General features: G+C 59.2%; 16 protein-coding genes. 3 read left to right on the forward strand and 13 right to left on the reverse strand.

Translation table 11 applies throughout. From position 1 onward, the window contains the following. Positions 1–154: 154 nt before the first annotated feature. Entirely contained in the window at positions 155–1396 is a 1242-nt protein-coding gene (locus tag RE432_RS14740; RefSeq protein WP_310934166.1) for a phage integrase central domain-containing protein, read from the forward strand. A gap of 441 nt (positions 1397–1837) precedes the next feature. Then, the gene (locus RE432_RS14745; protein WP_310934168.1) at positions 1838–2470 is read left to right on the forward strand and encodes an SOS response-associated peptidase family protein; all 633 of its coding nucleotides are present in this window, start codon (positions 1838–1840) and stop codon (positions 2468–2470) included. Here the strand turns inward: RE432_RS14745 and RE432_RS14750 are convergent. From RE432_RS14750 to RE432_RS14800, 11 genes are all read right to left on the reverse strand, one after another. Further along, positions 2467–10899, reverse strand: coding sequence for an LPD38 domain-containing protein (locus tag RE432_RS14750; RefSeq protein WP_310934169.1), 8433 nt, complete (start codon positions 10897–10899; stop codon positions 2467–2469). The two genes, RE432_RS14745 and RE432_RS14750, sit on opposite strands and share 4 nt — an antisense overlap. Before the next feature lie 2 nt (positions 10900–10901). Next, positions 10902–12368: a hypothetical protein gene (locus RE432_RS14755; RefSeq protein ID WP_310934170.1), complete on the reverse strand. Its 1467-nt coding sequence runs from the start codon at positions 12366–12368 to the stop codon at positions 10902–10904. Between the two features lie 19 nt (positions 12369–12387). After that, positions 12388–13563 (reverse strand): tail fiber domain-containing protein, encoded by a 1176-nt coding sequence (locus RE432_RS14760; protein ID WP_310934171.1) that lies wholly within the window; start codon positions 13561–13563, stop codon positions 12388–12390. Beyond that, positions 13563–13991: a GNAT family protein gene (locus RE432_RS14765; protein ID WP_310934172.1), complete on the reverse strand. Its 429-nt coding sequence runs from the start codon at positions 13989–13991 to the stop codon at positions 13563–13565. Before RE432_RS14765 ends, RE432_RS14760 begins: the two co-directional genes overlap by 1 nt. A 2-nt stretch (positions 13992–13993) precedes the next feature. Then, on the reverse strand, positions 13994–14224 hold the full coding sequence (locus RE432_RS14770) for a hypothetical protein (protein WP_310934173.1): 231 nt from the start codon (positions 14222–14224) through the stop codon (positions 13994–13996). A 50-nt stretch (positions 14225–14274) separates the two neighbouring features. Beyond that, on the reverse strand, positions 14275–14934 hold the full coding sequence (locus RE432_RS14775) for a hypothetical protein (RefSeq protein WP_310934174.1): 660 nt from the start codon (positions 14932–14934) through the stop codon (positions 14275–14277). Between the two features lie 372 nt (positions 14935–15306). After that, on the reverse strand, positions 15307–16467 hold the full coding sequence (locus RE432_RS14780; RefSeq protein ID WP_310934175.1) for a hypothetical protein: 1161 nt from the start codon (positions 16465–16467) through the stop codon (positions 15307–15309). A gap of 3 nt (positions 16468–16470) precedes the next feature. Further along, complete coding sequence (locus RE432_RS14785) at positions 16471–18132, reverse strand: hypothetical protein (protein ID WP_310934176.1); 1662 nt, start codon at positions 18130–18132, stop codon at positions 16471–16473. Further along, positions 18129–18647 (reverse strand): DUF2514 family protein, encoded by a 519-nt coding sequence (locus RE432_RS14790; protein WP_310934177.1) that lies wholly within the window; start codon positions 18645–18647, stop codon positions 18129–18131. Before RE432_RS14790 ends, RE432_RS14785 begins: the two co-directional genes overlap by 4 nt. Beyond that, positions 18640–19122, reverse strand: a complete 483-nt coding sequence (locus RE432_RS14795) for a glycoside hydrolase family 104 protein (protein ID WP_310934178.1) — start codon at positions 19120–19122, stop codon at positions 18640–18642. The genes RE432_RS14790 and RE432_RS14795 overlap by 8 nt, the downstream gene beginning before the upstream one ends. A gap of 273 nt (positions 19123–19395) precedes the next feature. Beyond that, complete coding sequence (locus RE432_RS14800; protein WP_310934179.1) at positions 19396–19728, reverse strand: hypothetical protein; 333 nt, start codon at positions 19726–19728, stop codon at positions 19396–19398. Positions 19729–19824: 96 nt separating this feature from the next. Between RE432_RS14800 and RE432_RS14805 the strand changes: the two genes are divergently transcribed. Continuing rightward, positions 19825–20835, forward strand: coding sequence for a site-specific integrase (locus tag RE432_RS14805; protein ID WP_310934180.1), 1011 nt, complete (start codon positions 19825–19827; stop codon positions 20833–20835). Here the strand turns inward: RE432_RS14805 and RE432_RS14810 are convergent. Together RE432_RS14810 and RE432_RS14815 are read right to left on the reverse strand one after the other, a co-directional pair. After that, positions 20804–21214 (reverse strand): hypothetical protein, encoded by a 411-nt coding sequence (locus RE432_RS14810; RefSeq protein WP_310934181.1) that lies wholly within the window; start codon positions 21212–21214, stop codon positions 20804–20806. The genes RE432_RS14805 and RE432_RS14810 overlap by 32 nt on opposite strands. After that, the gene (locus tag RE432_RS14815) at positions 21211–21513 is read right to left on the reverse strand and encodes a hypothetical protein (RefSeq protein ID WP_310934183.1); all 303 of its coding nucleotides are present in this window, start codon (positions 21511–21513) and stop codon (positions 21211–21213) included. Before RE432_RS14815 ends, RE432_RS14810 begins: the two co-directional genes overlap by 4 nt. Positions 21514–21662 lie beyond the last annotated feature (149 nt).

The following is a 21662-nucleotide window of genomic DNA, read 5'->3' on the forward strand; positions in this document are numbered from 1 at the left end:
GTGTCCATTTCTGCCTATAACCCGCAAAAAACAAGCGTTTGCGGGTTTTTTTGCGCCCTTTTTACCTTCCATAGTTGTCAGAAACAGTCAGTGCAGCCAAATTTCTTTGGGGTATATTTGGGGGTACGGAGAAAGCTTTTGGGGGTATGGAGAGATGGCGCGTATTATCACGCCTTTGACCGACATTCAGTGTCGTCAGGCCAAGTATAGTGCGGATGGGAAGAAAAAACTCTTTGACGGCGGCGGCCTATATTTACTATTGAAGGCCAGCGGCACGAAGACATGGCGGCTAAAGTATGTACAGCCAAACGGCAAAGAGAACACCCTAACCTTTGGCGATTACCCGACAATTAGCCTACAAGCAGCCAGAGATAAGCGTAGTGTTGCGCAAGCGCAAATTGCTGAAGGCAAAAACCCCGCCATTGAGCGCGAGCTGGCCAAGCAAATAGCCATTCAGGAACAAAACGATACGTTCAAGGTGGTTGCCGAGGAATGGCTGGCCATGAAGAAAGATCAGTGGAGCGAAGGCTACCACTCGCGCATAAGTAACGCCCTGAAGTCGAACGCCTATCCCGATATCGGTAATCTGCCTGTCGCGCAGATTCCAGGGCTGGTCATTCTGGGCATCGTGCAGAAGGTGGAAAAGCGCGGCGCCCTGGAGATGGCCAGTCGAGTATTAGATTCTATCGGCATGGTCTTCAAATACGCGGCGGCTACCGGCCGGGTAAAGGCCAATCCTGCCGATGGGCTGGATCAGTTTCTGAAAGATCGGCCGCCGGTGAAGCACCGGCCACACGTCGATGCACCGCAAGTCCCTGAATTGTTACGCCGAATCGACAATTACCATGGCCGACCAGAAACGATCTATGCCACAAAGCTAATGGTTCGCACCTTTCCGCGTACCTCGGAGCTGATCTGGGTCGAGTGGCCCGAACTGGACTTGGATGGCGCGATGTGGGTCATTCCACCGGATCGAATGAAGGGTCGACTCATGGCCAAGATGTATGGCCCTGTGCACCTCATTCCCCTATCCACCCAGGTAGTCACCATGCTTCGGGACCTGAAGTCGATAAACGGCCGATACAAATATGTGTTCCCGGGCGAGCGCAACCCCGCAACGAGACCGATATCGAACGAAACGATCAACAAAGCGCTCAAGACCATGGGGTATGAGGGGGAACAGACGGGCCATGGGTTCCGGGGCCTGGCTTCCACTATCATGAATGACTCGGGATTATTCCGACCTGAGGCCATTGAAATGCAGCTTTCACACAAGAAAAAGGACCAGGTAGAAGCAGCATACAACCATGCCGAGTATTTCCTAGAGCGGGTAAAACTCATGCAATGGTGGTCTGATTATCTGGAGCAGCAGAGGCAGAAGGCGGACAGCCCGTAACAACCATTGCTGGCCGGACATGCTAAAAATACTGTTTAGACACACAGTATTATTGAGCTACCATGAACAGCTATCACATCTCGTCCGTCCTCCGTGATTTGAAGCCCTTGAGTGACGCAGACTGCCGGGAGCTCTGGACCAAAGCTCCATGCCCTGAAACCAAGAAACTTCTATGGGAAGTGAAACGGCTGCAGGAGAAGATCGTCGGCCTGCACATTACCTGTATCGCGCACCTGGCCGGCCAAACTGGCGCGCTTATCGCATTCGAGACATACGCCCGGTCGCTCATGCGAGAGCCCGCCGTCCAGGCGCACTGGCGCGAGAGTAGACCTAAGGATGAACAGCCGGACCTTGACCAATGGGCCTTTGCCCTGGCCCACCGGAATCACATAGAATCCAAAGGTCAATACATACGCACAGACGATTTCGGGCCAGGAGGCGATGATGTGCAGCCACTATCAGATGCTTAAAGACCGGGACCGGATGGAGAAGTATTTTCGTGCACACGGTATGCCACTGCCCCCAAAATGGGACATGTATCCGCGAAAGCCCGGAGTATTCCTGCGGGGTGAGAACCGCGAGATCGTCGTCGGCCGGTGGGGCCTGATCCCCGCCCAAACCAGACCTGACTATCTACCCAAGGCCGAGAAGCTACCCACGTCCAACGCTCGAGCGGAAACCGCATCCAAACTGTATAGCTTCAGAAATGCTTGGGCGAAGGGTCAACGGTGCATCGTGCCAGCTGAAGCGATCTACGAGCCAGACTGGCGTACTGGCAAAGCCGTCCCCACCCGCTTCACCCGAGCCAATGGGGCCCCGATGGGCATCGCCGGATTATGGGACCGGTATCAAGACAACACCGGGCAGTGGCAGGATTCCTACACGATGCTGACCATCAATGCCGACGGCCACCCGCTTTTCAAGCACTATCACCGCCCAGACAAAGAGAAGAGGATGGTCGTCATCCTGCCCGATGAGGATTACGAGGGGTGGTTGGCTGGGGCGCCGGCCGATTCGCTCTTGACCGGCTTCCCAGCCGAATCATTGGCAACCGAAACCCCAGCCCAGGATTAACGTCCTGATTGACGTGCCCGTTCGTCGGCCAGGGCCACTAAGCGATTGCGCTGCTGGTACAGCATATCTCGCCTCAGAACCTTGGTAGCGGCATCCAGCGTTTTGTCGTTATCGATCGCCCGGATATTGCGGTTGATCGTCTGTAGCTGTTTGCTCGCTGCCCGGTAGATCGGGCGCAGTTTGATTTCATCGCGCCCGGCCAGCTCGATTGCACGCTCGACGTCCCCAGCCTTGCGGGCTTCAGAGTATGCCGCGTAGACCTGCTCAATCTCGCGCTGCTGGTCGTAGAATCGCTGCACGTACTTGCTGCTGCGCCCGCCCGCCTCCTTGACGAAGTCACCGATGACGAACCAGTTATCCACGCGAGAGGAATCGCGCATCGGGTTTTCCGGCATATCCATGAATGGCCTGGCCGCAAAGTCTGCCGCATTAAGCGCTTGCGTGCCCAGCCACCCAAAGTAACCGCGCAGCATGAACTCCAGCCGCTGGGGTGATATGTTCAAGGATTGACCAACAGCAACCGCCCCGGCGCTGGTTCGGGCCGTGTGGCGATCACCGGCCGGCAGCCGCATCTGACTCATGCTGTCAATATTGACGCCGCGGAAGTCGTCGTAGTTGAAGGCGGCGCCCATCACCGGTTTGAACAGCTGCGGTACCGGATTCATCGCCAGCTGGTCGCCCATGATGTGCAGCAGCGTATCGGCAAAATCCTTGGCCTGGTAATCGTCACCAGCAACCATCAATTCAGTCATGCGCTCGACCACCGTACCAAGTGCGCCCACTTCAAACGGCTTCGGAATGTAGACGAATTTACCAGTACCGGGCATCCGAGTCACCCAATACGTATTGCGAACCCAGTCTGGCAGCTCCTTGTACTCGTCATCATCCTTGCCCAGCAGGTAAAACAAGGACGAAGCCATGGCGACGGCGCCGGTAACCGTGGCGAATCGACGCGGATCGTCTTTGGCGGCCCGGCCCAACTTGTACATGCCCTGCAGGCGGGCGTTGAAGAACGGCACCACCTGGCTGAGCATGCGTATGGAGGCGAAGCTACCACCCGAGGTAAAGTCCATCAGGTCGCGGGCCATGTAGCTGGCTTCCAGGTGGCTCTTGCCATCGGCAATGGCCTTTTCATAGATGGCGGCACGGTTGACCGTTTCGGCCCGATCACCCAGTTCCTGATACCACTCGAATGCTCCGCGAAAAGCCCGTTTCACCTTGCTTTGCGAGTCCAGTATCTGGTCGGCGTCGACGCCACGTTCAATCAAACGCTTGGCGTTGGCCGCCTGGTCGCCGTCATTGAATGATCCGAACCGCACGGCACCCCCGCCGGCCAGCAGACGCTGATACGTGGGCGACTGTGAGCTGGTACCGCGCCACCCATCGGCCATGTTCTTGACTGGGTTGTAGGAAATGTCGGTCGTGGCCATCGCTGAAAGCGAGTCGCGTGCAAGGTTTCGGAGCCGGAAGGTGGGGCTTAAAGTCACACCGGTTGTCAGGTAGTGCTTGAATTTGCGCATTGCCCTCATCACTGGCGCACTCGAGTCCATGTGGCTCAACGCTGTGATGGAATCCAACACCATCGGATCGCTGACCAGGTAGTGGACTTCCTTGCCTTTCGTCATCACCCGGACGCTGCCCTTCTCGGCCGCCCTGACCTTTTCGGCAACGCCAACCTCTTGTGCAGTTTCCAGCGCCTTCTGCGCGGCAAGGTTCTTCATTGACGCGGACAGTAGATGAGACCAGTTCGAGAGCGTGTTCCCCAGCAGGTCGCCCAGCTTCTCCTGGCCGCCCTTCAATTTCTTGAATGCACGCTGGCCGACCAGCCCGTTGACCTGCCCGGGCCCCATGGTCCCAGTTTGATCTTCCTCCATGACCCGATAGAAGGGAACGTAGAACTCATGCTCCCATGTCTTGCGCCCGTCGGCGTCGATCAGCCCGGCCTGTTCGGCTACATCCATGACAGACTGCTGCAGCTCGTTGAACTCCTTTAACGCCTTCGCGTAGACTTGGGCCCGGTCCTTGAAGTTCTTGTCCCCCCGGTTCAGATTTTTTAACACCCGAATATCGTCAGGCGTAAAAAGATTCTCGCGCCCTTCAGCAGCCAACCGCTCGGCCCGATTGCCGGCAACCCAAGCGAAGAAGAAATCATGTTCGCCCCGTAGTTGCGCCAACACATCGGCCAGGCCGCCTGTGCTATCTACATCGAGCGCCCCATCCTTGAGCGTGACCTTGCCATGCCTGAAGACGGCCTCGACGGCGCCGTCGGTACCCTTCGATAACCGGGCCTGCATGTAGGCGACGACGTCCAGGTTCTTCAGCGCTGCGAACTGATCGAATATGCCCTGCTGCAGCTTTTGCGGCCAACCAGCAGTGAGCTTCTTGGCCCGCTCTTTGAATGGCTCGACTTCGGAGAACGCACCAATCTTGCCAAGTGCACTTTGGCGAATTGCACGCTCTGCACGCGACAAGCTCTCGCCCGGGCGCTCAACATCCCCGCGATAGCGCGGTTCAGACTGGGCTCCCGGTGGAATGTGGCCGGCCGTCGCTGCGCGCGATTCCATGGGACCAGAATCAGAAAGCCCCTCACTCGGAGGGGCTTTCGGTGTCTGGCGGTCAGAATCTAATGGGTCCGGAACGCTTGCCTGGCCTTGGCCATCGCGTCGCGCGTGCCGCGCTGCAGCGATGCGATCTCGGACGGCGTCAGGCGCGTCATGCTTGGCGAGGTATCGACCTTCTGACTCGGTGAGCGAGTCGAAGCCGCGGCCTGTCGCTTCACGGAATTGGTTTTCGATGTCGCCATAGCGTTCTCGGACTTGATTTAATGTATCGGATGATAGCCGTAATGTAGCGCTGTACTGCTTTCCAGTCAATGCAAAGCTACCGACAACGCGGCCACCACCAGCCTCAATATGCTGCGCCAGTGCCGCAAATGTGCCCCCTTGCGTCAGGGTGTCATCCACAAGGAAATACGCCCTTCCTTTCTGCACGGGGCCCTCGAACTCCGGCTGCTGAAAGAGCCGGTCCAATCCGCCCAGGGCGCTGCGCTTGGCTTTTACCGACTGATATATACCACCGTCGTCAGCTTGCGCACCCAGGGCTTCTGCGATGCGAGCTGCCGTCACAGGAGGTATCCGGTTCTCACCCGTCGCCTCGATGGACGCCACCGGAACAATCGTTACGTCCTGATCACCAATAGCAGATCGTATTTGTCGAATAATGTCGGGCGACACCAGATCCCCCACCAAGCGGATGGCCGCATCAGTGTCGCCTGCCTTCGCCGCTTTGTAATCTGGATGCTTACCCGCGGCCCCAAGCGGATTGCCGACGATAGCATCAGGCAGATCAACGGGTTTCGCTTGCCGGCGCGATTCAGCCCGACGCAGTGATTCAGCGGCAGTCAACGCGCCCGCGCGACTTTGCTCCGGCGTTCCGGTGCGCAGGCGTTGCGCTGCGTCGACCACCATGCCCTTTATTTCTTCTGCCGAATACCGGCCGGCCAGCCCAAGCGATCGCAGGAACTTGCGGATATATGCATACACCCTTTCCAGAAAGAACGGCCGCACATTGGTTTCGGCCATCCTGGCCAGGACTTCGCGGGCTTGGTTCTCCGGCGAGTAATCCGGATAGTCCATCTTCACGGCGTGAAGCGTCGCATAGTATTTGTCGCCTGGGCGCTGGATGCCCAGCTTTACACCAGATGGTATGGCGGTCAGACGCTCGATATCCGCCAGTACGTCAGCAAAGCGATCGCCAAGCAGCGCTTCCATGCCGAAGTGGCCCACGATCTCATGCGCCAGGACCTGGCGCGCACGGTCGACACTGGATAGATTGTCAGCCACCAGATATACACGTCCGGCACCCTGCGCAGGATAATAGACACCTTCCGCATGAATGGATGGCCGGTAATTTTCTGGAACTTGCGCAGAGCGGTTTACAACTCGGACCTGCAAGCCGCCGGCGCCCGGCAGCTCGGCCATGACGGCATCAACCATCGACTGGATTTCGCCAGCGAAGCCCTTTAATTTTGGAGTGGAGCCGGCACGGCTTTCGTGCGGCCGGCTATTTGCAGCCCTTACTTCGGATCGTTGGCCGCGCGCGTCTGCTGGTTCACGTACTCCAGCATTTCCTTGTCGCCGCGCTTCTCGGCTCCCTGCCTCATCGCCTGCAGCATCGTCAGCCTGGCCCGTAAAGAGCCCTGCTTGTTCTCCTGTGTTTTCGTTTGCTTGCCGTCGGCCATTGACAGTCCCTAATAATTGTTCCCCGCTGGGCGGGGAATCACCGAACATATTGTCGCCCGGCACCGTTGATTGCGCAAGACTTACATAGGCCGACAGGTCTTCCGATATCGGCTTGCGTCCACGCGGGCGCGTGAATTTCTCACCACCAAAGAACAGGCGTAGAAACTGTGTGATCGCAGGGTCTACCGGGCCGGTCAGAATATCGTTCTGGTTTGCCAGATCATAAATGCCCTTGCCTTCGGCGCGCGCCCGCCGCACGAGATTAACGGCTTCCACTAGGTGCGCCGTCGTGTCCAGATCGGCCGGTATGCCGCCGGCACGCGCATCTGAACGCATCTGCGCCCACGGCCCCGCAACATCCAGCAGGGCCCCGCTTATGGACTTGATATCACTATCGCCGCTCTCAAAGGAATCGCTCACGAGCTCTGGGCTGTCGTACGCCGCGGCCATCAATGCCGCTTCCAGGCGCCGGCGCCCAGCCTGCGACAACACACCGTCAGAACTGAACATACTGCCTTGGTCGGCTTTGGACACCACATCACGCACGAACTTGCGTACGAACTCACGGTTGGCCGCCGACGCAACGTCGCCACCAACATAGTCGCCAAGGACGGGCGCGATCGACTTAGCATCGGCCTGCGCCTGCTCGGTCGCGGACATTTGCGCCGTGGTGCGCTCATTGGATTCACGCGTGTATGCCCGAAGGTCGGCATCGGACATTTCTGTTTCACGCTGGCGGACCAGCACGGGCGCCTTCATGCCTTTGACCGCATAGCCCTGGTCCTGCAACCATTTACGGTATGCCTGGGCGCGCTCCGGGTTGTTGCTGTATGCCCGCTTGATGGCCAGGGTACGGCCATTGCCGCTTTCCACAACACCACGATGGGAGATGATCGGTGCGCCATCGGACGTGGTGGCGCTCACGCCCAGCATGGCTGGGCGCAGATTCTGCGCGATATCGTTGACTTGGACGTCAGACGCGCCGCGCGACCGGTCTCGCGGCTGCAGCGATGAAGGATAGCGCGGGTTGCTTTGCCCCGTGTCGGTGTGCGAAGGGATCAATTCGCCCGCCTCCACCACCCGGTGGCGAACTTTCACCTCCCGGCCAGACGGGGTAACTACAGTGCTTATGGGGCTTTGACCACCACCCGGCGGGCGAACGTCTGCACCCGGTATTTCATTGCTGACCCGGAAGCGCTTGCCATCCTTGACCACGTGCCCCCCAATACTGTCAGCATGCTTTTGTGCTTCGGACCGCATGACAAACCCGCTACCGGTCGCCGGATTCGCTTCGGACGACGCGATGGTGCCAAGCCCAGCTTGCGACTGGTAGCCCGCCGCCGGCCTGGTCGTATCGCCGTCTGTAATCCATGCTTTGAACGACGGCATATCCATGGGCGTGACCGTACCCATGCCTTGCCAGTCCGGCGCATAGTTCGCCTTGTACGCTGCCTCGGCCTCTTGCTGGGAACCATAGCCCAGCATGACCTTTGTTTCATCGAACTTGCCGGTTTTCGGGTTGATCTGATCTATGGCAAAGACCTGCCCGTCGGCCGCCGGCGCAGCACCCGGTTTGATGAAGGTATCGACGTGGTCGCCATCGGCGCCGACGGTGCGGCGGATATATCCATAGTGCGACTTCAGCGTGTTCGACCAGGCGTTCCCATCTTCGTCGGTCCCAGACCGTACGGACCCTTCCGGGTTTTCGATAGATATCTCCAGGCCGTCAATCGTAACGTGGCCCTTTTTGTAGTTTCCAGCCTCCTTCTGCGCATCGGTCGGCTCCGGCAGGTCGTTATGAGGTGAGGTCTGCGCCTCGTGCATGGCCGCTTCCAAGCGTCCTGGGTGATTGCGGGCGGCCTGCTCGACATCCGGGCTCAAGCCCAAAGCCGGGTCCGGATTGGCGTTGCGCTGGTCTGCCGTGGCAGCCCGGCCCGCCGAGTCCACCGAGATTGTGGGGGCCGGCAGCGCGCCGGCACGCACTGGCTCTCCCGTGAGTGCTGCCTGGACACCCGCTTGGACAAGTTCACGAGGATACGGCTGCATACCGTTTTCGTGCTGAATGATGGCCGCCGTCAGCCGCTCGATCGTTTCAGGGTCGCGCAAGTTCAAGGACTCGGTCGGAGAAACGCCGGCGGCCTGGGCGACCGCTTTCACGTACGCGCCGGTTTCGTTCTCGCTCTTCGGGGCCCACCGATTGATGATTCCCTCGACCGTATCCAGCCCGTGCCGCTCCTGATAGGTCAACAGGTTGCGCGCGATCCCGCGAATACCTGACTCGGGGGAATCGAACGTAGCGAAGCGGCTATCGTTGCCCTCGACCTCACCCTGGAACCCCACGCCCTTCTCGATGTTGCCGGGGTTATTGTTGCGGATGCCACGGGGGGCATTGGTTGGGATATTAAAGGTGGGACGCGCAACAAACCCATCGCCAGCCGCCGTAACATCGTCAGGTGCCGGAAGTGCCGGGGCTGCTGCGGGCTGCTCGGCAACCAGATCCCCGACGCGGACAAAGCGTCCACGACCATCAGCGGTTTTGATGCGGGCGATCCGTTCTGGGCCAGCATTGGCCGTGGCCGCATTGCTCTCATAGCCAACGAATTCGACGGGCATGCTGCGGCCGTTCTGGTGGATGAATACCTGCTGACCGGGCGAGAACTCGACGGGCTCCTGCGCGGCCGGCCTGCTGGCGCGTTCCTCACTTATGCCGGCAGCAGCTCGGCGCTGACGCTCTTCGCGCTTTGAGCGCGGACCCAACTGGTCAGCCGCGCCCGATTCTCCATCCGAGCCTGCATCATCGCTTGTCTCGCTGCTCTGGCCCAGCCCATCCACGAACTCAGACCCGGCATCTTGACCCTTGCGCACCACAAAACGGTTGCCCAAACGGAACACCTGCGCGCCATCACCGGCTTCCGCCGCTGCCTTGCGCGCCGCCGGCAGCGTGATGAATGGCTGGCCGTTGTGCGTGATATCGTCCGATTGCAACGAATCAGCGACCGGCAGATTGCGTGTGGCTAGGCCATGGGCGGCGCCATGAATCGTGCCAGGTGCCGCGCCACCTATGGCGCCAAGCAGGGCATTGCCAAATGAGCCCTCAAGCGGGTCTATTTCCGTGCCTGCGCCACGATTGATACCAACATGGGTAGCCACGCCCTCGCCCAGCTCCTGGCTGCCCTCAACCGTCGCAGTCGATAGCGCGCCGCCGGCTGTCTGCGCTGTAGCGCCACGGGTACCAAGTACGCGTCCGGTAGGCGACAATGCTTTACCCAATAGCGCGCCGCCAGCCATAGACACTGGCATGGTCAGGGCAGACGCCCAATTTTCAGCTGCAGCACTGGCTTGTTGGCGGGCCTCGGCGGGCGACCTTCCGTCGGCGATGGCCTCGCGATAGACCCTGGATTCCTTCGCCAGGGTATCGTCGTCCATGTTCGCAATCGTTTCTCTCGCCTGGTCGATGGCGCCACCGCCACCCACCAGCCCGCCGACGCCAGCCATAGCTGCCGCCTTGCTCACGCCACTGACCAAACCGGTCAGTAGAATGGGTGCCATGCTCCCAAGGACGTCGGTTCCCTGCGCGATATATCCCCGTACGGACGGATCGCTCCCAAGCGTCCACGTAGAAGGGTCTGTCAGCTTACCGTCCGGGGTCGAGTTCTCCTTGGCAAGTTGGCGTGCAATGGACGTGGTGCCAGAAATATCCTTGCCACGCGCCTGAACCCAGTCAGCGGCAGGGTCCAACGGATTCTCATCCATGACCATTGATGGGTTTGCCGTGATGCCGGCCCCAAGATAGGAACCAGCCTGCAGCAGTTTTCCAGCTTGTCGAACTGCGCCGCCTGTCGCTTCGACCGCGCTTCCGGCAAAGCCTTTGGCTTCGTCCCAGACGCCGTCAAGCATCCCGCCGTCCGACCCCTGAGGTGCGGGCGCGGACGGAACCAAGCTCATACCCTCGTCAATGGGTTCCAATGATTGGATTGCACTGCGGCTGACTGCACCGCGCGCAGGCTTGGCGGCGGGTGTTGCATTCACGGGGCCCTGCGAGGACAGCGCCACGCCGTCATCGATGGGTTGCAGTGCCTGCGGGTCCATGGCCGGTGCCGCTGGGGCGTGCGCACGCGCACGAGCGGTATCATGACGAACCTTCACGTTGTCGGCAAAGGTTGAATCGACATCATTGCCCAATTGCATATTTAGCGCTCCACGGGCTGATTGCCCTCATAACGGCTACGGATTTGCGACGGAACGGCGGTAGAAGGAATCACCACGTTGCCGTTCATGCCGCGGGCGAAGTAGATGATCTGACCGTCCTGCCCGCGGCTGGCCAAGATGTTCTTGGTACCGGTCGACAGCTCGTAGGCGATCTGGCTGATGGCTCCCGACGACTCGCTGCCTACACCCGGATTGTTGGTGTTGATCAGTTGCGCCAGGGCGATCTGCTGGAGAACGGTCGCCTTCTCGTCTTCCCCTATACCTGACAAGCTGTTGCTGTCCAAACCGTTCAACTTGAATATCTGGTCGGATAGAGCCTTGTTGGAATCGACAAGGCGCTTCTGGTCACGGCTGCTCATGCCACTGAAGTTATTGGCGTCCAGCGCAGCACCTTCGGCAATGACGTTTCCTTTTCCGTCCACCAGCCGTTCGTTCTCGCCCACTTTGACGGGTTTGGCTTTCTCCTTGTCGATAGCCAGGTCATGCTCAAACAAGGTTTGCTGCGCTTTGTATGCTCGCTCCATCTGCTGGGCCGCCATGGCGCGCTGAACCTGAGGATCAGCCACACCCTGGATGTAGCTCTGCAACTTGGCCTGGCTAAATGGCTGGCTGAACTTCTTACCGCTTTGCAGGTCCGTGCCTTCCACCATATAGATCGGCATGCCATCCTTGGTTTGCGCCGCCGGCGTGATGGCGTCGAGCTTCACACCAGTGGTCAACCAATCGTTGACGAGTGGCACAAAGACGTTGGGGTCTTGTGTCAGGGTGAACTGGTTCATGGCTTGGCTGTATGCCTGATCACGCCCTGCCTGTGAAAGCTTCTCGCGCTGAACCATCAATTGCAAAGCTCGATCCGGACGGTTCTCGCGCCAAGCGGCCTCGACACCGGCCGAGATGCCCGACAAAGCGCGGCCAATGTCAGCATTCTGTTGATTTCCAGGCGGCTGCCCGGACGATCCCTGCGCCGGCTGTAGCCCGGGGCTATGGGCGGCGTTGGGCGCCGGGGTCGGTGCGCGAGCGGGCGCCAAGCCAGCGGCAGGCGCTTGGCCGGCCTGATCCACTGCAGGAAGTCCAGCCGACTGCCCTTGCGGAGAAACCGGTGTAAGCCCGCCGGCCGATGTTGTCGCTTGACCACCCAGAGGTACAGCTTGCACTGGCTGTTGGCCGGCCACTGGCTGCGTCTGGGCGACTGGATCAAGTCCCAAGCCGCCGGTTTGCGCAGCCGCAGCGCCCTGCGTGGTGATTGGCTGAAGCCCTGCATCTTGATATTGCCCACCGGTTTGGGCAGCCTGTGCGATTGCTTCATCGATGCGCTTGTTCTCTTCCTCAAGGCGCTTGCTCTTCGCCCGCGAGTCTTTGCGCTCCTGGCCTTCCTCGTACGCGTTGTAGAGGCTCACGCCATTGCGCAGGCCCTGTGCAAGGCCGCCTGCAAATCCACCTGTTGCCATGTCTATTCCTTTATCCGTTTTAGAGCCCGACCAGGCCAGGGGTCAGATCGCCTTCGAGAACTTTTGGCATGCGATTGGTCCGCGCGCCCTCCTTCCCGCCTTTCCCGGTTGATACCTTGGCCAGGCCCAGCTCGTTCTTAATGGCCTTCAACTCATTGCCCAGTGCCCGGATGGCCGCATGGTGCTTACCGCTGACGCTGATTGGGTCCAGGCCTTGCCCATCGGGCGCCACGCCGTCGCCAAACTGCCGTTGCATATCCTCCGCATAGGGTCCGATATGGTGACCTTCATCGGCGACACCATCCTTATATTTCCACTCTTCGACCGGCACCTTCATGAGGCCGTCAAGAGCTTGCTGGTCGTCAACCGGCTTCTTGTCTTCCTTGAGCTCTTCCGAAGACTGCCACATGGCCCCGGCCATCAGCCCTGTCCCAATCAGGCTGCCAAGCCCAGCCTGCGACTGAGACTGTGCGTTCACTTGGGTCTGCCACTGGTTCAGGGCCATATTCCCCGACGAGTTGTAGCCCTGCACCGCAGTACCCAATAATCCCTGAGTGGTGCCAGCCGCATTGCCTTGGTTGGTCTGCGCTCCAATGATCCCAGTGCCAGCGTTACCAGCATTCAGCGCAGCTGCTGACGCGGCAAGCCCGGTGCCAGTCTGGTTTCGCCCAAAGCGAGCTGCATCCTGGCGCAGCGACATGCCCAGCAGCTTGGTATCGTTGCGTGCCTTGGTGACGGCGCCGGCCTTGGCCAGGGCCTCCGTGTTTCCCTGATCGACCAGCGCCTGCTGGCCCATGCTCGAAGTGGGTGATATCCCCATCCTGCCCATTTCACGGGCGGTCGAATCCCGTGTAGCGTCGAACTGCTTGCCGACGTCAGCGGCAGCCAGGCCTTCACGGCGCGCCATTTCCTCCGGCGAGTCATAGTTGACCGCCTCGGCCGCCATCTGGTTCTCGATGGGCTGAAAGATATCGACATACTGCTGCCATTGGTCCTGAGCGCGGCCTGCGTTCTGCTCCGACTCACGGATCGCGCTATTCAGCAGTTGCTCATAAACCGGCGCGTACTTCTCGGTCAGCTGCTTATTCCATTGCCAGCTTTGCTCGGCCAAATCTTGCGAACGCTCTGCGACCTGCGCATTGGCTTCGGACGCACGGCCGACGGCGGGATCTGACTTGATCGTTGGACCATCCATTAGCTCACCTCTATAGAAAGGTATTTACAGTCGGCTTTCAACAAGCCCAGAACGACGGCGTCCTCACCGTCGAAATATTCACGCAATAAACCCTCGATTTCAAAACCCAGCTTGAGACAACCCTTCAACGATCTGGTGTTCGAGCGTCGCACGTACGCGGTTACGCGCCGATAGTTCCATTGGACAAACGGCACACTGCATGCGTAAGCAAGGAACTGTTTTGAAACGAACCGCTTCGATTCATCCAAAGCGACAGTGACCATGCAATCGGATTGCGTCATGCGCGTGTAGATCACAACGCCCAAAATCCTGCCGTCACTTGACAGGCTGGCCAGGCACTTGCATTGGTCTCCGTACGAGAACGGGGTGCCAAGCACCTTAGATGCGAACTCGAAGTATTCGGGCCGCTGCTCACTAGAAACCGGCATGGTCAGCCCTTCTTGCCCGCGGCGCGCCGTCTGACCGGACTGGCCTTGGCAGCCGGCGCCGGCGGGTCAACCTGCGCCAGCTCAGACATCACTTGCTGACGTGCGTCCTGCGCAGCAGCGTCGATGGCAATCCTGCACTGATGCCCAAGGAGGGCCGTCAGACCAATGACAAGCTCGTTCGTCAACCTGTTTCCAAGGTTGTTATTCAGTATTTTTTCAATCTCATGCTGCATGTCGATTCCTTGCGTGTGAAAGTACAAATGCCGCACAAGGCGGCTTCAGTTCAAAATCCAGTGATGTCGGCTACGACTACGGTTCCAGGTGGTTTTTGCCAAACAATGCTCGGGTCAAATGGCGGCATGTCGAATGCTGCATCCCAACTGACGCCCCATTGAACGGGTATCACTCGGTACTCAAATATCTGAAAGCCAGTAGAAGTCGCCCTTAACCCCTCGACGGACGGATACGTTTCTATCAACGTCGAACTTCCAGACCCCTGAAATGACACGAACGCCGCAGTGCCATCGATGTTTGGTGCGAAGGCAAGATTGCTGCCGCCCAGATTCACAGTGCCAATGGCACCAGTGTTCAAAACTGGGAGCTCCCAGCCTGGAACACCGCTGCCCGCCCAAAAACCACCCTTGGCCTTGGCGGGCCGGGTGTATGAATACATGCCCATAATGCGTAAGGGCCGTTCCAGGGAGGTGTAGACGAGCTGGCCAGATGCGTTGAATATCTGCAGGCCGTAGTTCTGGGAGTATGAAGACGGCGGCGAGCAGAATATCCAATAACTGAACGATCCGGTGCAAAAGTAGGTATAGCTCGTTCCACCGTTTGATCGAAGGCGAATGTCTCGTCCATCCGTTGGCCGGACAAACACGACCGGGTATGTCGGGCTGTTGAAGGTTACGGAGCCGCTGGCAGTCCCCTTCGATAGGAACATCAAGTTCGGCTGCTCACCATCGATTATGTAGTCGCCGTGTGTGCCCAGGGCTTGGAATCCCACTGGCATTATCGTGACCCCCAGAATAGATTGAAGCTCACCGAAAGGTTCGTGGTAAGCACCCAGGTCAACGTCTGCCCACTATGGGTCAGGCTCAGTCTGGGCGGCCATCGGCCCGCTTGGGGCGAGTAGGTGAGCGTCGCAAAGTAGAACGGCAGACCGCCATTGAGCCCTACCATGTTGATCGACCCACTCGCATTGGATGAATAGGTCGAGGACTGCATGCTGCCCAGGAACCTGGCCGCGAATGACGACGTATCGAGGATCGTCTGCCCCGCTGCGTTGAATATCTGTAGCCCCTGCGGCATGGAGTCACCAGATACCCAAACGGACCCGCAGCACGTTGCTCGAGTCGTACACCAGTAACAGGTTGTCCCGTATCTCAAGCCTTGAGCCGGAAGTCGCGGTGCGCAGCACGCCAATGGTGGCCGTGATGGCCGACAGCGTAGACACGTTCAGCTTGCCCGCCGTGATGCTGCTGGCCGCCAAGCGGTCTGCGCTTAAGAAGCCCGCGGTCAACTTCGCAGCGTTCAGGTTCGCCACCTTGGCGTCTGTGATTGCGGCGTTCTCGATGTTGGCCGTGCCGACATAGGCTGTGGTTATCACCGCCAGGCGCGCGGCCAGCGTTTCCACGGTGATCCGGTCCGCGTCCAGCGTGTTCGCCTCAATCCGGTCACCGTGCATTTCGCCGAAAGTGATCTTCTCGGCTGACAGGCTGCTGACCTTTAGCGTATCAACGGCCCCGTTCGCCAGCTTCAGATTTGTCATCGAGCCGTTGGCAACGTACAGGTCCCGCATGTAGATGCCGGCCGGAACCGGAACGCCATTGATGACGGTCGGCTCGGGAATCTCGTACAGCAGCGCGTTGGGGTTGTCGGACGACAGGACGTCGATCAGATAGGTCGGATCAAGGGATGTGGTCCCGGAAACCCCGCCCACCGAATTAAAGGGGCCAGGCTTCCCACCGGTCGATATAAACCTGATCCAGTAGTAAAAGGTTGCGCTGGCATCCATCGGGTCAGCGTATATCCAGGCCAACGTCTGCCCGACCCGCACAGCATCGCCCAGATTGTCCGTAGAGCTGCGCCAAATCTCCGCGTATCCAAAGTACGCGAAAGTGGGCTGATCCCACTCAAGGATGATCGTGGCCAGGCCGGGGGTAACATGCAAACCGGTGGGCGCCGGCGGAATGCCGTCGACCTCGGGCGGCGTTGTCGGGATGAAGTCGCCGCCGGGATCGTCTACCCGAATGATCTGGCCTTTTGGCCCGCGCATGCTGACAATGCCGCTTTCCACCAGGTCGCCCCATGTCACAGCGCGATCGATTTTCTGCCCGGCCTTGCCGAAGCGGGTTTCCAGAGTCTGGCGGACCTGTTCTGCGAAGCGCGTGGCCGACTGATTGTCCGGGAAGCGCGCACGGTCGATCCCCGGCAGGTCTGCGTGACGCAGGCCGGTCTTTCGTGAAGTTGCCATGGTTTACTCGGCCGTGATATTTCCGAGGGTGGACGCCAGGGTGACCGCTGTCACCTTATGCTGGGAGGTGATCGTGTACTGATACTCGCGCACTCGATAACGACCATCCAGGCGAAATGGCCGGGCGCTGGTCACTGTCTTGGTGAAGGAGATGGTCCGATCACCCGTATCCGTCCTTACTACGGCGTCGAACTTAAAAGTAAGCGGATAGCCGTCGGCAACCACCATGGCGGCGCCCACGTTCTGGGGCCGCTCGGCGATGAACTGCTTGCCCGTGTATGTGAAGGTCAAGACATCAGCATGGCTGTCCCACTTGTGGAGCTTGCCATTTTCAACCACCAGGAACAGAGCATCACGCCGTTCGTCAGCAAAGGCTGCAGTTGCATGGATGCTGGTCAGAAACATCTGCACTCCCCCGCCGGGCACGGTCTCAAGGATGATGCCGCCCTTGCTGGTCCCTGTGTCATAGAACAGGAATATCCGGCCGTCATGCGTGACAGCCATCATGGAATCCGGCTTGTAGGCCTGCCACTGGTCCCGGGTCATGATCGTGGCGGTCAGCACCGAGAGCTGCCCCGTGCCGTCAACCCCCACCAGACCGTCGGGCGAGGCGTACACCACACCGCTTTCCAGAATGGCAATGCTGCGCTTGGACACGCACGGTTGCCAGCCATTGAGCTGAATGGGGGTGAATGTGATCGGATCGGCCTGGGTGGCCATGTACGTACCGCCCTTGGTGCAGATGACGGTCGCGGCGCCAAGAATCGCCCCGCCGACGATATCATCGGCCACCGGGGAAAAGTAGGGCCAACCATGCGGCTTGAAGGTTTCTGAGCGCAGGACCCGCTGGCCATCAAAGCCGATCAGAAACCCACCAGGGTGCGCCATAATGCCGAACATCGTCGCGGGCGGCGGCACCATGGCATTTTCCGGTACCGCTTCGCCCAGCACCGTCATGTCCAGCTCAGCGCTGTAGGTTGTGGCGCCGGCCGTGATTTCCTTCCAGAAGCGCAACACGGCGCTGCCCATGCTGTCGGTGATAGATACGTACAGCCGCTTATGCGTGATGTTGTAGGCACCCGAAGGGGGGCCTTCCATGCTCACGACGTTCAGCGTGTCACCTGTAGCAGCGTTGAACGGATCGGACACGGCGTTGGGAGGCCCCTCTTCACCCCACTCCGAGACAAATGTGTATGCCAACAGGCATTGCTGGCGCTCCATGTTCCCGTCCGGATCGTCCGGCCCTGGTGTCACGGTCACCGCCGCACTGGAGCTGGCCGCCGGGATGCCCAGCAGATAGCTTGCCGTCGGCATCAGCGCATCACCCGTGGCCAATGTGGAATCAGTCACCCTCGGGGCCTGGCCCGCTTCCGTGAAGTATGTACGCTCCTGGGTGTCGTCGGGGATGGACCCCCGCGTCACGTCCGTGTCGTTCAGCCAGTGAAACCAGTGCTGCGTGTCGGTGTCCAGGCTCTTACCGAACCGGTAGATCGTCTTGATGGTGCCCACTTTGGCCAGTGTCGTGACCTCTGCCGGCTTGCGGTACGTGTCGATGCTGCCGGACACCAGGCGGGCATCAACGGCTGTCTGCGCGGCGCCCGGCGGCAGCAGGTGCGGCTCGACGCGCGGCTGCATGCCGACAAAGGCATTTATTCCATTTCTCATTTGCTGTTCACCAATCCATCGTGTATTCGCTCACAGCCGTAGCCAGCTATTCGGAGCTGGTCAGCGAATCGAGTGACTTCTCGACCGTCCTCGTCCATCCTTGCGTACAGTTCGGCAAGCAGACCGATGGTGTCGGTACCCTGCTCACTCGAGCTTCCGTTGGCAGTGGCGGTATCGCTGCTTCCGTGGCGGGCACGTACCGTACCGAGTTCCCGCCGCAGCCGCTCAGACACAGCAGCGCCAGCAGCCAAGTCAGCCGCCAGGGCTTCGTTTTGTTCGATGGCATGATCACGTTCCTTCTCCAAGACGGCAGTACGCCGTTGTTCTATTTTGCGGGCGGCCTGTACAGACTCGACTACGGCCTGAGCCTGTTGCTCAAGCACAGTTGCATGCTGGGCACGCAAGTGCCAACCTTGAACCTTCCACCCGGCCCATCCGGCCAAGGCTGCGCCCGCGGCGAATGCCGCTGCGTATCCTTTCCACCCACCCAGCATGGCCAAGGCCGCCTTAAACATACGTCCCACCATGCATCACGTAGATGCCCTTCATTTCATCCATGCTGTAGGTGTGCTGGCCATAGGGCGAGCCTGGCAGGCTGGCCCATATGTTGTTGCAACGCATGACTGCCTTCTCAAACTCGCCCGCCTGAATACGGCCGTACGCGCCCTGTTCCTTCAACTGCTGGATTGCGTAAAGGTCCTGGCTGATCGGCCCGAAGTCCGGAAGGTTCATACGCTTCTGGTAGATCACCCAGAACCGGTGCAGGATCTGGTACCGGCCGGCAGCCGTGGACGAAAGCTTCGCATTAACCCGAACCAGCTTGTTTGGATGGTGGCTGTAATCAGTGAACAGTGATCCACCCACAATTACGTCATACCCTTCATCGTTGGTCAGCTGCCGGTTGTTGTCGGTACCCTCTGTGAACCCTATTGCGTCGAGGAAGGCGCACACATTCTGGCCGCCGGCTTGGTCTGGACTTATTCGCGGCATCGCTTTCTCCAGCGCCGCACCTGGGCGGCATGGCTCTTGATCCAATAGCACCGTACGGCCATGCAGGCCACGGCAACATTCAGAAGAACTTCGCTTCGATCCAGCACGACTGGGTATATCCAGGCCCATCCAGCATTTGCGAACGCGGCGAAGCACAACAGGATCAGTGATCCTTTCCCGAACCAACCGTCATTTACCCTGGGTGACAGGACCGCCCAGACACATGCGAGCGCAATGACGAAGTTGGCAAGTAGATGAAGGTAGAACAACATCTCAGCCTCCTTTGCGGACGAGCCAGCTGCGAATGATCTCTTTGGCGAGTTCCCACCAGTCAGCCTTCCGAATCATCGACAAGAACGACCCCACCACGGACCACGCCATCAGCCCCACCAGGAAGGCAACGCCGTCAGACCAATTACGGGGAATGTTGACAAGCTCAATGACAGGCTGCGTGAAAATGGCGGACATGAGCGTCCCCGACACAACCATGGTCAGCTTCTGCCACCGCGTCAGGCCCTTTATGAACGTGAGGGACACCGCGGCGCCGGCAGCACCTATGAGCACTGCCCATACTTTGGCTTCAGTAGGGTTATCTGGCGGCTGCATTCTTTTCCTTCGGGCAAAAAAAGGCCCCTTTCGGGGCGGTAGATATATGTGGTGTTGCAACAGACGGTCTTTCTGATACAAGCAGTGCTTTTCAACATGAACAACAAACGAGAAAGAAGGCTGAGAAAAAGCGCACCGACACTGCGATCAGCGCTCGCACTGTACGTCGTGGAAATAGCGAGTCAGAAGAACTCGATCAAGCAGGCCAAGAGCCTGGAACGCATCTGGAACAGCACCCGGTTGGCGAGTCGCACCATCGCTTCGATAAAAAACCTCGACCTACACCAGATCATGGACGAATGGCTGGAAACTTTGGCGCCGTCGACCGTCTGCCGGCGCGTTGCCATGATCAGCCACATGTACACCATCGCCCGGAAGAAATGGGGCTTCGACTGGATTCCTAACCCGGTCGAACTTGTCCAGCTCCCAGCGGTGGATGACGCACGGGATCGACGCCTGTTTGATCATATGAGGCTGCGCGGTGTCTCAGAGGATGAATGCCCGCGCAACGAGCTGGACTGGATCATCAATGCAACCAGGTCCGCGCAGCTGCCTACCATCCTTTGGCTGGCCGTCGAGACCGCTATGCGACGCGCCGAGATAACCCGCATCGAGCGCCAGCACATAGACCTGACTCGGGACACGATCTATATCCCAATCACCAAAAACCGTGAGCCGCGCATTGTTCCGCTCTCGCCCTGGGCAAAGTACGTTCTGCGGCTATACCTGCATGGGCGCCCGCGGCGCGGCCCGATCTTCACGCTGGACCCAGATGGCGTCACAAAGGCATTCATCCGAGCCCGCACAAAGGCCAAGGAGAATTACCATGCACTCTGCGCCAAGTACGGCCGCCGTCCGCAGCCGGCCTATTTCGATGACCTACGGTTCCACGATATGCGTCACGAGGCCACCAGCCGCTTGGCCAACGTGTACCAGATTCACCAGTTGGCCAAGATCACCGGTCACAAAGACCCGAAAATGCTACTTCGCTACTATCATCCGGACGGCTACGATCTGTCGAGAATTCTGGCAAAAAGCGAGTTGGGACGTCGCCAGCTCGACTACATCCGCACCATTACTCAGCAGGAGGATCGTCTTGCTGCGTAGGCCACACGATGGCGTCCAAGTCTTCTGGAGTCTGCGCCACATAAACCAGGTCGCGCAGCCTCTGACGTGTTCCAACCAACTGCTGGCTGGCCACCATAAACAGCTGGGTTTGGTCGAGCGTCTTCTGGCGCATCTCGGCCGCCGTGATGCCTCGAGCGGCGGCGAGTCCATCAAGGTAAGGCGTGGGTGCTCCCGCGTCAGCAGCCCATGCCAACGCCTCTTGCTGCTGGACGGGCCACGTAAGCCGCTCGGCTTCCGGGTAGCCAGCCGTAAGTGCGGTCGCCGCCCTAGCAAACTCGCCATCGACATAGGATAGCCGGGCGTCCTTCGCCTGATTGAACTTGTCAGCAGCCGTGACGATCTTCGCGTAATCGATCATTCAAGCTCCTTGATCACCGGTAGCTCGATCTGTCCGTCTGCCGGGTCGTTGATATCTTGCAACGCATCATGGAACACCGCTCGCTGAATAGGCAGCAAGAGGGATAGACGCAGTACACCGTCACTGTCACGCTCCACATCCCCCAGGATGAATGGACAGTCAATAGCTTCGCTTGGCAGCGTCGCGCCATTCGGTAGCGGCCCGAAGTCATAGGTTTCGCCGTTGACGATCAGCGCATCGCCGGCGCGAACGACATCCAAAGAGTCATTCCGGTATTGAGGAATTAATTTGATCTGCATGGTTCTCACAAGGTTTAGTGGTGTGACAGTATTGTTGGCACTGTCTCTGAGGATGAAGGCGTTCCTACCGGTTCCATCGTTGAATGCGGAAGCAATTCAAGTGGCCATTTCTGTCGATTCGCCGGCGGTTTCCAAATCTGCTATGTGAA

The organism is Pusillimonas sp. SM2304, from assembly GCF_031628915.1.
Lineage (GTDB): Bacteria > Pseudomonadota > Gammaproteobacteria > Burkholderiales > Burkholderiaceae_B > Pusillimonas_C.

Coding starts and splice junctions, on each gene's coding strand:
- RE432_RS14745 (WP_310934168.1), top strand. CDS start 1,838: ATGATGTGCAGCCACTATCAGATGCTTAAAGACCGGGACCGGATGGAG.
- RE432_RS14755 (WP_310934170.1), bottom strand. CDS start 12,368: ATGGCAACAGGTGGATTTGCAGGCGGCCTTGCACAGGGCCTGCGCAAT.
- RE432_RS14795 (WP_310934178.1), bottom strand. CDS start 19,122: ATGCCGCGAATAAGTCCAGACCAAGCCGGCGGCCAGAATGTGTGCGCC.
- RE432_RS14805 (WP_310934180.1), top strand. CDS start 19,825: ATGAACAACAAACGAGAAAGAAGGCTGAGAAAAAGCGCACCGACACTG.
- RE432_RS14770 (WP_310934173.1), bottom strand. CDS start 14,224: ATGCAGCATGAGATTGAAAAAATACTGAATAACAACCTTGGAAACAGG.
- RE432_RS14785 (WP_310934176.1), bottom strand. CDS start 18,132: ATGAGAAATGGAATAAATGCCTTTGTCGGCATGCAGCCGCGCGTCGAG.
- RE432_RS14750 (WP_310934169.1), bottom strand. CDS start 10,899: ATGCAATTGGGCAATGATGTCGATTCAACCTTTGCCGACAACGTGAAG.
- RE432_RS14790 (WP_310934177.1), bottom strand. CDS start 18,647: ATGTTTAAGGCGGCCTTGGCCATGCTGGGTGGGTGGAAAGGATACGCA.
- RE432_RS14775 (WP_310934174.1), bottom strand. CDS start 14,934: ATGTTCCTATCGAAGGGGACTGCCAGCGGCTCCGTAACCTTCAACAGC.
- RE432_RS14765 (WP_310934172.1), bottom strand. CDS start 13,991: ATGCCGGTTTCTAGTGAGCAGCGGCCCGAATACTTCGAGTTCGCATCT.
- RE432_RS14810 (WP_310934181.1), bottom strand. CDS start 21,214: ATGATCGATTACGCGAAGATCGTCACGGCTGCTGACAAGTTCAATCAG.
- RE432_RS14760 (WP_310934171.1), bottom strand. CDS start 13,563: ATGGATGGTCCAACGATCAAGTCAGATCCCGCCGTCGGCCGTGCGTCC.
- RE432_RS14780 (WP_310934175.1), bottom strand. CDS start 16,467: ATGGCAACTTCACGAAAGACCGGCCTGCGTCACGCAGACCTGCCGGGG.
- RE432_RS14800 (WP_310934179.1), bottom strand. CDS start 19,728: ATGCAGCCGCCAGATAACCCTACTGAAGCCAAAGTATGGGCAGTGCTC.
- RE432_RS14815 (WP_310934183.1), bottom strand. CDS start 21,513: ATGCAGATCAAATTAATTCCTCAATACCGGAATGACTCTTTGGATGTC.
- RE432_RS14740 (WP_310934166.1), top strand. CDS start 155: ATGGCGCGTATTATCACGCCTTTGACCGACATTCAGTGTCGTCAGGCC.